The organism is Pseudonocardia spirodelae (assembly GCF_037727765.1).
GTDB lineage: Bacteria > Actinomycetota > Actinomycetes > Mycobacteriales > Pseudonocardiaceae > Pseudonocardia > Pseudonocardia spirodelae.
Genome location: NZ_JBBJUP010000022.1, coordinates 70,116 through 84,180, shown reverse-complemented (window position 1 = coordinate 84,180; position 14,065 = coordinate 70,116). Strand labels below are relative to the sequence as shown.

11 protein-coding genes are annotated in these 14,065 nt (G+C 72.8%); 5 read left to right on the top strand and 6 right to left on the bottom strand.

Annotated elements, in window-relative coordinates:
- Positions 1 to 25 precede the first annotated feature (25 nt).
- Entirely contained in the window at positions 26 to 631 is a 606-nt protein-coding gene (locus tag WJX68_RS22495; protein ID WP_340294378.1) for a PadR family transcriptional regulator, read from the bottom strand.
- 87 nt (positions 632 to 718) lie between these two features.
- On the opposite strand from WJX68_RS22495, the gene WJX68_RS22490 reads away from it, so the two are divergent.
- The 5 genes from WJX68_RS22490 to WJX68_RS22470 are packed head-to-tail and all read left to right on the top strand — an operon-like array spanning position 719 to position 7,738.
- Positions 719 to 2,233 carry a class I adenylate-forming enzyme family protein gene (locus tag WJX68_RS22490; RefSeq protein WP_340294376.1) on the top strand — a complete coding sequence of 505 codons (1,515 nt, stop codon included), beginning with the start codon at positions 719 to 721 and terminating at the stop codon, positions 2,231 to 2,233.
- A complete protein-coding gene (locus WJX68_RS22485; RefSeq protein ID WP_340294374.1) occupies positions 2,226 to 4,637 on the top strand; it encodes a xanthine dehydrogenase family protein molybdopterin-binding subunit in 2,412 nt (803 codons plus the stop codon). The genes WJX68_RS22490 and WJX68_RS22485 overlap by 8 nt, the downstream gene beginning before the upstream one ends.
- Before the next feature lies 1 nt (position 4,638).
- On the top strand, positions 4,639 to 5,418 hold the full coding sequence (locus tag WJX68_RS22480) for an enoyl-CoA hydratase/isomerase family protein (protein ID WP_340294372.1): 780 nt from the start codon (positions 4,639 to 4,641) through the stop codon (positions 5,416 to 5,418).
- Positions 5,419 to 5,456: 38 nt separating this feature from the next.
- Complete coding sequence (locus WJX68_RS22475; RefSeq protein ID WP_340294370.1) at positions 5,457 to 6,344, top strand: FAD binding domain-containing protein; 888 nt, start codon at positions 5,457 to 5,459, stop codon at positions 6,342 to 6,344.
- A gap of 59 nt (positions 6,345 to 6,403) precedes the next feature.
- A complete protein-coding gene (locus WJX68_RS22470) occupies positions 6,404 to 7,738 on the top strand; it encodes a 2Fe-2S iron-sulfur cluster-binding protein (protein ID WP_340294368.1) in 1,335 nt (444 codons plus the stop codon).
- Between the two features lie 702 nt (positions 7,739 to 8,440).
- Here the strand turns inward: WJX68_RS22470 and WJX68_RS22465 are convergent.
- Genes WJX68_RS22465 through WJX68_RS22445 form a run of 5 tightly spaced genes read right to left on the bottom strand, consistent with a single transcriptional unit; the run spans position 8,441 to position 14,015 of the window.
- The gene (locus tag WJX68_RS22465; RefSeq protein ID WP_340294366.1) at positions 8,441 to 9,217 is read right to left on the bottom strand and encodes an SDR family NAD(P)-dependent oxidoreductase; all 777 of its coding nucleotides are present in this window, start codon (positions 9,215 to 9,217) and stop codon (positions 8,441 to 8,443) included.
- Positions 9,214 to 9,987, bottom strand: coding sequence for an SDR family NAD(P)-dependent oxidoreductase (locus WJX68_RS22460; RefSeq protein ID WP_340294364.1), 774 nt, complete (start codon positions 9,985 to 9,987; stop codon positions 9,214 to 9,216). Before WJX68_RS22460 ends, WJX68_RS22465 begins: the two co-directional genes overlap by 4 nt.
- Complete coding sequence (locus tag WJX68_RS22455) at positions 9,984 to 11,321, bottom strand: MFS transporter (RefSeq protein ID WP_340294362.1); 1,338 nt, start codon at positions 11,319 to 11,321, stop codon at positions 9,984 to 9,986. Before WJX68_RS22455 ends, WJX68_RS22460 begins: the two co-directional genes overlap by 4 nt.
- Before the next feature lie 38 nt (positions 11,322 to 11,359).
- Positions 11,360 to 13,096, bottom strand: a complete 1,737-nt coding sequence (locus WJX68_RS22450; protein WP_340294360.1) for an oxidoreductase — start codon at positions 13,094 to 13,096, stop codon at positions 11,360 to 11,362.
- The gene (locus tag WJX68_RS22445) at positions 13,089 to 14,015 is read right to left on the bottom strand and encodes a dihydrodipicolinate synthase family protein (RefSeq protein WP_340294358.1); all 927 of its coding nucleotides are present in this window, start codon (positions 14,013 to 14,015) and stop codon (positions 13,089 to 13,091) included. The genes WJX68_RS22450 and WJX68_RS22445 overlap by 8 nt, the downstream gene beginning before the upstream one ends.
- Positions 14,016 to 14,065: the final 50 nt, after the last annotated feature.

The following is a 14,065-nucleotide window of genomic DNA, read 5'->3' as shown; positions in this document are numbered from 1 at the left end:
AACTGGCTATGCCAGCGATAGCCGCTCACGCACGGGGGGGGACGACGGACGGGCCCGCACCCGGGCGACCGTCGCCGGTGTACCGGGCGGCGCGCAGCCCGTCCAGGTCGTCCTTGGCCAGCGCCTGCCAGAACCGCAGCGCCGCGTACTCCATCTCCAGCCCCAGCTCCACGGTGATCATCCGTGGGCCCGCCTCCGGCCGTTCGCCGAACCGCTCGACCATCTGCTCGTAGTCGGCGATCCGGGTCCGGTGCTGGGCGATCTGCTCCTCGGCGAGCCGGTACACGTCGTCGGGATCACCGACCTCGTTGAAGAACAGCTTCAGCTCGGCGACGTCGCGCATCTGGAAGTGCTCGTCGGTGGGCGAGGCCAGCCAGTCGCGCAGGGCGTCACGGCCGAGCGCGGTCAGCGAGTAGGTCTTGCGCCGGCGACCGCCGTCCTCGCTCTCGCACTCCAGCAGCCCGGCCGCGGCGAGCCGGTCCGGCTCGGAGTAGAGCTGCGCGTGCGGGAAGTGCCAGAAGTAGCCCACCGAGTGCCCGACGGCTCGCTTCAGGTCGTAGGGGGTCGACGGCCCGCGCAGGGCGATCATGCCGAGCACGACGTAAGAGGTCGTGGACAGTCGCACGTCCATCCTTCCAGCCTATCCGGGCTCCGGGGTCGGCTTGCCAGCGGGCGCTACATTCCGTACCGTCTGTTTCAGATCATATGAGGGAGACGGATGGATCTCGCGACCACGCTGCGGTGGACCGCCGAGCGGCACCCGAACCGGACCGCCGTGTCCGGTACCGGCCGGAACCTGACCTACCGCGAATGGGAGGCCCGGGTGAATCGGCTGGCCCGGACGCTGCGGGCGTCCGGCGTCGGGCCGGGGGACAGGGTGGCGCTGAGCCTCACCGGAGGTGAACCGCTGGCCTCGCTGCACCTGGCCGCACAGGTTCTCGGCGCCGTCTCGGTACCGCTGTCCACCCGGTTCGCCACCGACGAGCTGGCCTACTGCCTTGACGACGCGCGGGCGTCGCTGGTCATCACCGACGACGCCCAGGCCGAGCGAACCACGGCCGCGGCCGGCGCCGTAGCGGTACGGACGGCGGCCGAGCTCGACGCCGCCGCCGAGCGGCAGCCGGACGCCGTGTCGTGCCCCGCACCGTCGGAGGACGCCCTGAGCGTCCTGCTCTACACCTCCGGAACCACCGGGAAGCCGAAGGGCGTCCCGCGTACGCACCGGGCCGAACGCGCCGCCGCCGTCGCGCACGCCGTGCAGACCCGGCAGCGCCAGGGCGAACGGGTGCTGGGCGTCATGCCGATGTTCCACACCATGGGCCTGCGCACGCTGCTGTGCTCGATCGTGGTCGGCGGCACCTGGGTCGCCCAGCCCGCGTTCGACGCGGACACGGCCACCCCGCTGATCGTGGACGAGGGCGTCTCCTCGCTCTACCTGGTGCCGACGATGTACTGGTCACTGCTGCGTGCCGGCGGGCTGGATCGGGCCCGCAGCCTGGACCGGCTCGCCTACGCCGGGGCCGCGATGACCCCCGCGCTGGCCAGGGAGCTCACCGCCACGGTCGCGCCGTCGGCGTTCGTGAACCACTTCGGCTCCACCGAGATCTACACGTTCACGATCGGGCCGGACGCCGCGGCCAAGCCCGGTTGCGCCGGGCGGGCCGGCATCTTCTCCCGGGTCCGGCTGGTCGCGCCCGAAGTCGGCGCCGCGCCGGACACCGTGGTGGGGCCCGGCGAGCAGGGCCAGGTGATCGTCTCGATGGACAGCCCGGAGGCCTTCGCCGGGTACTGGCAGCGCCCGGACGCGGACGCCAAGGCCATCCGGGACGGCTGGTACTACACCGGTGACCTGGCCGTCACCGACGACGAGGGCGACCTCTGGGTGTCCGGGCGGGTCGACGACATGATCAACTCGGGCGGGGAGAACATCTATCCGGACGAGATCGAAGCCGTGCTGGCCCGCTGCCCGGATATCGACGACGTGTGCGTGGTCGGCCTGGCCGACGACCGGTGGGGGCACGCGGTCACCGCGTTCGTCGTCCCGGTTCGCGGTGCCGACCCGATGGGCGCCGCGGGGAAGGCGCTGGCGTTCGCCCGGGACGCGCTCCCCTCGCTCAAGCGCCCGAAGCGGGTTATCGCGGTCGAGGCCATCCCGCGCTCCGGGGTGGGCAAGACGCTGCGCCGCACGCTGACCGCCGGTGAGTACCAGGCGAGAGGAGAGGCCCGTGCCTGACACCGACCGCTGGGCCCCGGCCCGGATTGAGGACGCCCCGCTGGTCTCCGGGATGGGCCGCTTCCTCGACGACGTCGACCCGCTCCCCGGCACGCTCGTCGCGGCCGTGGTGCGCGCGACCCAGCCGCACGCCCGGCTGGTCTCGGTGGACCTGTCCCGCGCCAGGGCCCACCCGGGAGTGGCCGCGGTGATCGGACCGGACGAGGTCCGCGAGGCGCTGCGCCCGTTCCCGCTCTCCACCGGCGCCGCGATGCCCTACCTGCCCACCGGGACCGACAAGGTGCGCTTCGTCGGGGAGCCGATCGCCGTTGTCGTGGCGAGCGACCGCTACACCGCCGAGGACGCCGCCGAGCTCGTCGCCGTCGACTACGAGCCGCTCGACGCCGTCGTCGGTGCCCGCGCCGCACTGGCGCCGGACGCCCCGCTGCTGCACGAGGACGCCGCGTCCAACGTGGCCACCGACCGCACGTTCTCCTTCGGCGGCGTGGACGAGGTGTTCGCCGACGCCGTGCACGTCGTGGAGGGGGAGTACGAGTTCCCGCGCTACTCCTCGGTGCCGATGGAGTGCTTCTCGGTGATCGCGCAGTGGAACGACGAGGCCGACGGGCCCGGCGTCGAGGCGTGGGCGAACTTCCACGGCCCGTTCACGATGGTGCCGGTGATGGCCGGGGCACTCGGGGTACCGACCTCGAAGGTGCGCCTGCACGTGCCGGCCGACATCGGCGGCAGCTTCGGGATCAAGGCCGGGATCTACCCCTACGTGGTCCTGATGGCGCTGGCCTCGAAGCACTCCGGCACGCCGGTGCGCTGGACCGAGGACCGCGTCGAGCACCTGTTGGCCAGCTCCTCGGGCGCGGACCGGGTGATGCGCTTCGCCGCCGCCGTCTCCGACGACGGCACGGTGGCCGGGCTCAAGGTCGACCTGGTGGACAACGTGGGCGCCTACCTGCGCCCGCCCGAGCCCTCCACGCTCTACCGCTGCTTCGGCAACATCACCGGCCCCTACACGATCGGCGCCGTCGAGATCCGGGCCCGCGCCGTGGTCACGAACGAGATGCCGACCGGGCTCAACCGCGGCTTCGGCGGCCAGCAGCTCTACTTCGGGCTCGAACGCCTGATGGACGCCGTCGCCGGCGCCACCGGGCTCGACGTGCTGGAGGTGCGGCGGCGCAACCTGATCCACGCCTTCCCGTACGAGACGCCGACGGGCGGCGTCTACGACTCCGGCGACTACCCGGCCGCACTGGAGCTGGCCGAGAAGAACGCGGACATGGACGAGCTGCGCGCGCGGCAGTCGCAGGCCCGCGCAGACGGCGCCCACTACGGGATCGGCGTCGCGCTGGTCACCGACCCGTCCGGCACGAACATCGGCTACGTCGGCCTGGCCACCCCTGCGCAGGACCGCAAGCCGGGCCGGGACAAGTCCGGCTCCACCGAGCACGTGCGGATCTCGGTGGACCTGCAGGGCCGGGTCACGGTGTTGCTGGGCAGCGTCCCGCAGGGACAGGGGCATGCGACCGTCGCCCGCCAGGTCGCCGCCGACCGCCTCGGGCTGCCGGTGGAGCAGGTCCGCGTGGTGGTCGACATGGACACCGCGACGACGCCGTGGACGGTCACCTCCGGCAGCTACTCCTCGCGCTTCGCCCCGGTGGTGACCAGCGCCGTCGTGCAGGCCGCAGACCGGATCTCGGCGACCGTGCGGGCGGCGGCGTCGACGATGCTCGGCGCTGCACCCGACGAGCTGGAGCTGGTCGACGGGACGGTCCGAGCGCCGTCGGGGGAGTCCGTCCAGTTCCGCCACGCGGCCGGCGTCGTGCACTGGGACCCCGGCGCGCTACCGGAGGGAACCTCGGCCCGGCTCTACGAGGAAGCGGCGTTCACGCCCCGCGAGGTCCGCGCCGCCACGATGGACGACAAGATCAACTCTTCGCTCTGCTACGGGTTCGTGGCCGAGATCGTGGCCGTGCGGATCGACCCGGACACCCTCGAGATCACGATCGACCGGGTGTCCTCGGTGCACGACGCGGGCACCGTGCTCAACCAGCAGCTGCTCGACGGCCAGGTGTACGGCGCGCTGGCCCACGCACTGGGCGGGGCGATGTACGAGGAGTTCACCTACGCCGAGTCCGGCCAGCCGACGTCGGCGACGTTCCTGGACTACCTGTGCCCGACCAGTGCCGAGACCGGCTACGAGCTGCGCACCGACCACGTCGTCTCGCCGTCGCCGCTGACCCCGCTCGGGGCCAAGGGATCCGGTGAGGGGTCGTCGATGAGCTTCCCGGTCGCGTTCGCCAACGCCGTCGCCGACGCGCTGGCTCCGCACGGGATCGAGATAGACCGCCTCCCGCTGCACGGCGAGGTACTGCACCAGTTGTTCGAGACGACTTCCAAGGAGATCTCCTGACATGGCACTCACCGGCGGCGACGTCCTCCTCGAGCGCAGCGACGACGGCCGCATCGCTTACCTGACCCTGTCCCACGGCCGCTACACCGTGGTGACCTGGGAGATGCGGCAGCTCGTCGCGGACCGCTTCGCCGAGATCGACGCGGACCCCGGGATCCGGGTCGTGGTGGTGCGCTCGGACGGCGAGCACTTCACCTCCGGCGGGGACATCGCCGGGTTCATGGAGGTCGACCCGATCGACTTCACCGACCTGGGGCACAACGTCACCGCCCCGGCCCGCAGCGCGAAACCGGTGATCGCCGCGATCGACGGCTACTGCTTCGGCGTGGGTTGCGAGATGGTGCTGTCCTGCGACATCCGGCTCGGCACGCCGCGCACCCAGCTGGCGCTGCCGGAGATGAACCTCGGCATGATCCCCGGTTCCGGCGGCACCCAGCGCCTGTCGCGGCTGATCGGGCTGTCCCGGGCGAAGTACCACATCATGACCGCGACCCGGATCAGCGCCGAGCAGGCGCACGACTGGGGTGTCCTGGCCGAGGTGCACTCCGACCGGGACGCGCTCTACGCCGCCGTGGAGGCGCTGGCGCGGAAGATGGCCGACTTCTCCCCGGCCGCCCAGCGCACCGCGAAGGAGGTGCTGGACAAGGGGATCGACGGCCCGCTCTACACCGGCATCGATCTGGAGCGGAAGGCCTACGCCATGTTGCGCTCCACGAACGACTTCGCCGAGGGCGTGAAGGCGTTCGGCGACAAGCGCAAGGCCGAGTTCACCGGGCGCTGAGCCTCCTCCGCGATCGCCGAACCCCAGGAAGGGGAGCCATGAAGGCCGCACCGTTCGCCTACGTCCGCCCGTCCGGTCTCGACGACGTGCTCGCCGAGCTCGCCGACGGCGACGGCAAGGTGCTCGCCGGGGGCCAGTCGCTGGTGCCGGTGCTCGCGATGCGGCTGGGGCGGCCCGGCACGCTCGTCGACATCAACGCGGTCGAGGAGCTGGGCGGGTTCGGCCGTTCCGGCGACACGCTGCAGATCGGTGCGGCGGTGCGCCAGCGCACCGTCGAGCACGCGCGGCTGTCCCGTGACGTCCCGCTGCTCGGGATGGCGATGCCGTTCGTCGGGCACCGGGAGCTGCGCAGCCGCGGCACCGTCTGCGGCAGCCTCGCGCACGCCGACCCGGCCGCCGAGCTGCCCGCCGTCGCGTCCTGCCTGGGCGCGACGGTCACCGTGGCCGGACCGTCCGGACGCCGTCGCGTGCCGGCCGCCGAGTTCGTGGTCGGGGCCATGACCACCGGGATCGGTCCGGACGAGGTCGTGACCGGGGTGGAGCTGCCGGTCGCCCGGCCACGGCAGGGTTTCGGGTTCGCCGAGATCGCCCGCCGGCACGGCGACTTCGCTCTGGCCGGCGTCGTCACCGTCGTGGACACCGACGACGACGGGACGCTGCGTGCGGCCCGGCTGACCGGTTTCGGCATCTCCGACCGGCCCGTCACCGAGGACGTGACCGACCTGCTGCGCTCCGTGCTGCCGGGGGACGGCCGGGAGGACCTCGCCGCCCGGCTGCGCCCGGGCGCAGGCGAGCTCGCGGCCCGCGTCGTCGACACCGGGGGCGACGCGCACGGCTCCACCGGGTACCGGCGCCGGCTCTTCTCGGTGCTGGCCGCGCGCGAGCTGGCGACGGCCTGGAGGAAAGCCGGATCGCGGCCTTCCTGACCGCCCCGCCCGACCGCAATCGACGCCGCGAGGCACACACCTCGCAGAGAGGAGGACCCGTGACCGCGACCCAACCCCGGCAGAGCGCCGCCCCCGACCTCACAGGGACACCCGACGCCGCCGGGACGCCGGTCCAGCGCCGCCTGCCCGCCGCCGCGAAGGTGGACGCGGGCGACCTCGTCGACGTCTCGATGACCGTGAACGGCACCGATGTGACGGTGGCCGTGCCGGCCCGGATGCATCTGGCTGACGTGCTCCGCGAACACCTCGGGCTCACCGGCACCCACCTGGGATGCGAGCACGGCGTCTGTGGCATGTGCACCGTCCTCGTCGACGGCGACGCCGCGCGCGCCTGCCTGCTGTTCGCGGTGCAGTGCGAGGGAGCGGAGGTGACCACGGTCGAGGGCCTCGGCACCGCTGACGACCAGCACCCGTTGCAGCAGGCGTTCTCCGCCCACCACGGTCTGCAGTGCGGCTTCTGCACACCCGGCATGCTGATGAGCAGCTACGACCTGCTCACGAACGGACCCGACGGCACCGCCGTCGCGCCGGAGGAACTGCCCGAACAGATGTCGGGTGTGATCTGCCGGTGCACCGGTTACCGGGGCATCCTGTCCGCGGTCGCCGACGTCGCCGCCGAGCACCCCGACGGTCTCCCCGCCCCGTACAACTGCGCCTCCCGGACCCTGGTCGGCCGCGGCGGGGCCCGCCCCGCCGACGCGGGCTCGGCGCAGGGTGACCCGGACGCGGGCCCGGCGGTCCCGGACGAGGTGCGGATCCCCGCCGGGGCGCCGTCGGCGACGGTGTCGGTGCGCAGCACGCTGACCTCCGACGTCGTGTCGGTCTGGGGCGTGATCGACGACTTCGACCTCCTGGCCCGCTGCCTGCCCGGCGCCGAGCTCGTCGAGACCCTCGACGAGAGCCGCTACCGCGGGCGGGCCACGGTCGCCCTCGGGCCGGTCAAGCTCAGGTTCGAGGGGCTCGCCCAGGTAGTCCAGCGAGAGCCTGCCGAGCACCGGCTGACCGTCCTGGCTCAGGGCGCCGACTCCGGTGGCAGCGCGACCCGCGCCGTGATCAAGCTTCGGGTCGAGCCCGCTGAGGACGGCGGATGTGTTCTGGCCGCCGACGCCGACCTGCATCTGTCCGGACGGATTGCGCAGTTCGGGCGGGCGCTCGCCGGTGACGTCAGCAGGCGGCTGTTCGAGCAGTTCGGACGCTCGGTGGACGAGGCCGCCCGCACCGGGCGGGCACCGGACGCGTCGTCGGCCGGCCCCAGCCCGCTGCGGATGGCGACCGGTGCGGCGCTGGACGCCCTGCGTTCCGCGGCGCACCGGATCCGTACCCGGGTGCAGGACCGGGCCCGCTCCCGTCGCTCGTCCAACGGCGACAGTTGAGGACGTTTCCGCTGCAAGCTGACGAACGACTGCATCGCAGCGTTGTCAGCGCTAGCCGGTGCCGAGCCAGGCGACCCTCCCGCGCGGCGCGTCGTTCCTACGTACCCTCCAAATACTCCGATCGGAGTCGGGCCGGCCCGACGGGACGGCGAACAACCCGTCCCTGCAGGCGGACTCGCCAACCTCGATGACCGGCCTACTGCGCGGGCAGACACACAACTACACCGAACACCTGGACGACACAGGGCGGGCAGAAACGCTCTCGCGAACATCCGCGGAGTCATCCGGCTGACAAAGACCGAGACGACCGACGAGCAACGACACGATCCGGGCCCGGTCACCGGCACGAGCGGACAGGATGGCCGCGGTCCTGATCCTCGGCCCGTTCGTCGTCACTGCTCGCCTTCGGCAACCTGAGCTCTCCGACCGGGTTCCTGTGGCTCGGCCCGCTGCTCGGTGCGGCGGCCTACGGCTCGACGCCCTACTCGTGGCTTTGGTGCCACGGCTCGTGCCCAGCGCGCTGGGGGGCGGTGGTGATGTTCGGGGTCCGTGAACGACGCCCGGACCGATCCGGCGCCGACGTCGTCGGCGCCCGGTAGCCGGATCCCGTCGAGCATGCGCCAGGACGTGCCAGAGCTCACGACCCCGCACACCGAGCTCGTCGGCGATGCTCCCGGCACGGCCGTGCTCGGCGCCGCCGCTTCATCGTCGCGGGACGCGCAGGCCCGACATCCCACCGTCGACGGCCAGGTCGGTGCCGGTGAGCGAGCACATCCGCGGGTCGGCGAGGTACACGATGGACCGGGCGACCTCGTCCATCCCGACGAGACCACCGGTCGGCTGGCGGCGGCGCAACGCCGCGAGCTCGCCGCCCGGGTCGTCGGTGGCATCGAGCAACCGGCCGATCCACGGGGTGTCGACCGTGCCGGGGCACACGCAGTTGACCCGGATCCCCTCGCCGACGTGGTCGGCCGCCATGGCCCGCGTCAGGGACAGCACGGCGCCCTTGCTCGCCGAGTACAGCGCCCGGTCGGGCAGGCCGGCGGTGGCCACGATCGAGCAGACGTTCACCACCGCCGCCGAGCGCGCGCGGCGCAGCGCCGGAAGTGCCGCCCTGGTCGTGCGCACCAGCCCGAGCAGGTTCACGTCGAGTACCCGCCGCCACTCGTCGAGGTCGTTGGCCTCCACCGTGCCGGACGCGCCGACGCCCGCGTTGTTGACGAGGACGTCCACCCCGCCGAACGCCGCCACGACCTCGTCGACGGCGGCGGTCACGGAGTCGTCGTCGGTGACGTCGGCGCGGACCCCGAGCAGCGGGCCGGGCACCTCGCCGGGATCGAGGTCGAGAACGGCGACCCGGGCGCCGCGCGCGACGAACAGGGCCGCCGTGGCGGCACCGATCCCGGAGGCCCCGCCGGTGACGACGGCGGTCAGTCCGGCGAGGTCGTCCGCGCCGGAGTCGGTGGTGGCGTCGTTCATGGCAGGGTCTGTCCTCCGTCGACGTGCCAGGACTGGCCGGTGACGAACCGGCTCGCGTCCGAGGCGAGCACCAGGGCCAGGTCGGCGACGTCCTGCGGGGTGGTGAGGCGTCCCATCGGGATGCCGGTGCGGTACTTGGCGGGGTCACCATGGATCTGTCGCTCGGGGCCGACACCGAGCGTGCGCCACTGCTCGCGCTGCAGCTCGGTGTCGCAGGAGCCCGGGCACACCGTGTTGACCCGGATGCCCTCGTCGGCGAGCTCGAGGGCCAGGCAGCGGGCCATCATGTCGGTAGCCGCCTTGGACGCGCAGTAGGCGCCCAGGTCCATCCGCGGGGTGCGGGCGCAGTTCGAGGTGACCACGACGATGGAGCCCGGCCCACCGCGGGCCCGCATGTGTCCCGCGGCGGCCCGCACCGACAGGTACGCCGCCCGGGTGTTGACGGCGAACTGTGCGTCCCAGTCGTCGACCCCGGAGGTGACGAGCTCAGCGGCCCGCAGGATGCCCGCGTTGTTGACGAACACGTCGGGTGCGCCGAGCTGCTCGACGACCTCGGTGAACGCCCGCTTGACGGCGGCGGCGTCGGTGAGGTCGGCCGCCACCGGCACGCCGCCGACCTGCTCGGCGACCCGCTGCGCGCCGTCGGTGTCCTTGTCGATCACGGCGACCCGGGCTCCGGCGTCGGCCAGCGCCGTGGCGATGGCCTGGCCGATGCCGCGGGCCGCGCCGGTCACGGCGGCGGTTCGGCCGGTGAGATCGAGTGCGGTCACGGCGTGACCTCCCCAGCGGTGTCGTCGGCGCCGGTGTGGTCGGCGCGGGTGTGGTCGGCGTAGCGGGCGCGGATCGTGAGCAGGGACAGCAGGCTGATCACGGCGGTCACGGCGAGCAGCGCGCCCATCGGCCAGGACGCGTTGTCGTAGCTGATCAGCAGGGCGCTGGCGACGAGCGGGACGAGCCCGCCGAGCATGCCGCCGATCTGGTAGCCCAGCGACGCACCCGAGTAGCGCAGCGCGGGCGGGAACATCTCCGAGTACAGCGCCGCCTGCGGCCCGTACATCAGCGGGTGTCCGATGCCCATGATCACGATGACGCCGAGGAACAGCAGCGGCGCCGACATCGTCTCGATCAGCCAGAACAGCGGGAACGCGAACACCGCCACCAGGATCGCCCCGGCCGCGAACACCGGGCGCCTACCGACCCGGTCGGACAGCGCGCCGAACAGCGGCACGGTGCCGCACATGATCACTGCAGCGACCAGGACGGCGGCCAGGAACGTGCCGCGCGGGACGCCCAGATGCGAGGTGGCCCAGGACAGGCCGAGCACGGTGACCAGATAGAACACCGTGTTGATCACGATGAACGCGCCGGCCGCGCCGAGCACGCTGCCCGGGTGCTTGGCCAGTGCGTCGCGCACGGGCAGTCGGGCGGTGTCACCTGCGGACTGCATCTGCGCGAACACCGGGGACTCCATCAGCCGCAGCCGCACGACGAGCCCGACGACGATCAGCACCGCGCTGGCCAGGAAGGGCACCCGCCAGCCCCAGGACAGAAAGTCGTCGTCGGGCAGCACACTCACCGCGGAGAACGCCGCGGTGGACAACACCAGCCCGAGCGGGCTCCCGACCTGCGGCCACGACCCGTACCAGCCGGCCTTGCCCGGCGGCGCGTGCTCGACGGCCATCAGCACCGCCCCGCCCCATTCGCCGCCGACGGCGACGCCCTGGACGAACCGGAGCGCCACGATCAGGATCGGGGCCAGGATGCCGATCTCGGTGAAGCCGGGGACGAGACCCATCCCCAGTGTTCCGAGTCCCATCGCGAGCAGCGAGATGACCAGCATTCTCTTGCGCCCCAACCGGTCACCGTAGTGGCCGAACACGATGCCGCCGAGCGGGCGGGCGGCGAAGCCGACCGCGTAGGTGGACAGCGCCGCGAGCAGGCCCGCTCCCGGGGAGAACTCGGGGAAGAACAGCTTCGGGAACACCAGCGCCGCGGCGGTGCCGTAGATGTAGAAGTCGTACCACTCGACGGTCGTACCGATCAGGCTGGCGAAGGCGACCTTGCTGCTCTGCCGGCTGTCCGGCGGCGCGTGGTCTGCGCTCACTGACGTCTCTGTCATGGCTTTCGGACCTCTTGTCGGTGTCAGCTGGTGGGTGCGGGGCGGGTGCTGGGGGTCAGAGCGGCTTCGAACGCGCTGGTGATGGCCTCGCGGGCCTTGCCGGCCCGGCGGGCGTCGCCGAGCACGAGCACCTCAGTGCCCGGGTCGAGGGGGAGGCGCCGGGCCAGCGCGGCGCCGTGTCCGCTGCGCAACCGGTAGTAGAGGCTGTCGCGGACCCGGGCCGAGGCGAACAGCCGGGCGGCGGCCCGGGAGCGGGCGGCCCGGGTGCGTAGCAGGCGGGGGACCAGTGCGCCGAGCCCGAACCGATAGTCCGCGCCGGTGGCCACCGCGACCACGTCCGCGCCCCGCAGGTCGTCGCGGGTCGCCTCGGAGCCGTAGCGGAACCGGACGCCGCCGAGCCGGCAGGTCCGTTCGAGCTCGCCGACGTAGGCGGTGAACGTGGGTTCGGCCGCGGCGACGTCGTTGAACCGGGGGGCGAGGCCGGTGAGCCGGAACGCCCCGCCTGCGCGGTCCGCCGTGTCGATCACGGTGACGTCGTTGTCCTCGGCGACCAGGGAGGCGTAGGTCAGCCCGGCCGGTCCGGCGCCGAGCACCACGATCCGCCTGCCCGCCGGCGCGCTCGTGCCGGCGTAGGCGTCCTCGTGACCGGTCGCCGGGTTCACCACGCAGGACAGCTGCGCACCGGAGCGCATGTTGGTGATGCAGTGGTTGCAGGCCAGGCAGCGCCGGACCGGGGCCCCGGCCTGTGCCTTGGCCACCCAGTGCGGGTCGGCGATCAGCGGCCGGCCCAGGGCCACGACGTCGAGCTTGCCGTCGGCCACGGCACGGGCGGCGAGGTCGGGGTCGCCGAGCCGCCCGACCCCGATCACCGGGACGTCGACGAGCTGCTTCATCCGGGCCGCGTACTCCACGAACGTCGCCTGGGGGTAGGCCATCGGCGGGATCATCCGCTCGGCGGCGGGCAGCGAGCGGTAGTGCCCAGCGGTCACGCTGACCGCGTCGGCGCCGTTGCGCTCGGACCACCGGCCGACCTGCACACCCTCGTCGGCGGTGAGCCCGCCGGGGAAGAAGTCCTCCACCCCGATCCGGAAGATCACCGGCAGGCCCGGGACCTCGGCCTTGATGCGGCGCAGGATCTCCAGGCCGAACCGGGCCCGGTTCTCCAGTGACCCGCCGTAGGAGTCGGTGCGGGTGTTCTCCAGCGGGGACAGGAACTGCGAGATCAGGTAGCCGTGCGCGCCGTGCAGCTCCACCATGTCGAACCCGGCCCGTTGCGCGCGGGCCGCCGCGGCCACGTACGCGTCGACCGTCTCGCGGATCCGGGCCGGCGACATGGCCTCCGGGACGGCGATCTCGCTCTCCACCTCGAAGACCGGGGTGGGCACGGCCGACGGCGCCACGGGGGTGGTGCCGGAGACCGCGGACCGGGCCCGGCTGCCGCCGTGCCCGAGCTGGATCGACGCGCACGCCCCGGCCTCGTGCAGCGTGTCCACCAGCCGGTTCAGGCCGGGCAGGAACGCGTCGTCGTAGATGCCCAGCTCGCGGAAGCGGTGCTTGCCGGCGATCTCGGGGGAGGCCATCTCGACGGTCACGATCCCGACACCACCCTCGGCGCGGGCCCGGTAGTAGGCGAGCGCCGCGTCGGTGACGTGCCCGGCGTCGTCGGCGAGGCGGGTGGTCATCGAGGGCAGCAGGGTGCGGTTGCGGACCCGGACGCCGCCGATCTCGATCGGGTCGAACAGGCCGGCGCTCTCACCCACGGGGCAGCTCCGCCCGCTCGACGGCGGCCCGCAGCATCGCCCGCTCGGTGTCGGGCACCGGCTGCAGCGGTGGCCGGACGTGCGCGGCGTCGATCCGGCCCAGCTGGGCCAGCGCGACCTTCATCCGGTTGTGCCCGTCCAGGAACGGGTCGGCGTAGCACGCCTCGGCGAACGGCTGGATGCGGTCCCAGACCCGTCGCGCCTCGGTCAGGTCCTGCTTCTCCACGGCCCGGAACAGCGCCACCTGCAGGTCCACGACGACGCTGCCGTGCCCGGACAGGATTCCGTCCGCGCCCACCACGAGCGAGGCGAGCAGCGAGCGACTGAAGCTGGACAGCACCGAGACCGGCTCGTCCAGCGCCCGTAGCGCCCGCAGGTTGCGCTCGTAGACGACGATGTCGTTCGACCACTCCTTGACCGCGACCACGTTGTCGATCTCGGAACAGATCCGGACCAGGGCGTCGGTGTCCAGCCGCAGCCCGGACGTCGCCGGATAGACGAACGCGATGATCGGCAGGGAGGTGGCGTCGGCGATCGCGGCGTAGTGGCCCACCGCCATCTCCGGGCGCAGCTGCGCACCGCCGTCGAACACGACAGTGGGGAACACGAGCAGGCCGTCGGCGCCCGCCGCTTCGGCGTCCGCGGCGATCCGTGCGGCCTTGGCGGAGCCGTCCTGGTAGACCCCTGAGATCACCGGGACCCGCCCGGCGACCTCGTCGAGGACGATGTCGAGCTGGCGGCGCTGTTCGTCGGCGGTGAGGGTGGCCACCTCCGAGGCGTGTGCGTTGGTCGTGATGCCCGCGACGCCGTCGACGTCGAGCAGGGCATGCAGGTGGCGGCGGAGATTCGGCTCGTCGATCCGCCCGTCCTCGGTGAACGGGAGCAGATGCGCCGGGATCACACCCTGGAAGGAGACCATCGTCGGCCCCGTCCTCTCGTCGTCGGCTCGGCCTCTCCCTGTCGGATCAG

Bases quoted from the DNA above. Each gene is read 5' to 3' on its own strand.
- WJX68_RS22495 (WP_340294378.1), bottom strand. From the start codon at position 631: ATGGACGTGCGACTGTCCACGACCTCTTACGTCGTGCTCGGCATGATC.
- WJX68_RS22490 (WP_340294376.1), top strand. From the start codon at position 719: ATGGATCTCGCGACCACGCTGCGGTGGACCGCCGAGCGGCACCCGAAC.
- WJX68_RS22480 (WP_340294372.1), top strand. From the start codon at position 4,639: ATGGCACTCACCGGCGGCGACGTCCTCCTCGAGCGCAGCGACGACGGC.
- WJX68_RS22475 (WP_340294370.1), top strand. From the start codon at position 5,457: ATGAAGGCCGCACCGTTCGCCTACGTCCGCCCGTCCGGTCTCGACGAC.
- WJX68_RS22465 (WP_340294366.1), bottom strand. From the start codon at position 9,217: ATGAACGACGCCACCACCGACTCCGGCGCGGACGACCTCGCCGGACTG.
- WJX68_RS22445 (WP_340294358.1), bottom strand. From the start codon at position 14,015: ATGGTCTCCTTCCAGGGTGTGATCCCGGCGCATCTGCTCCCGTTCACC.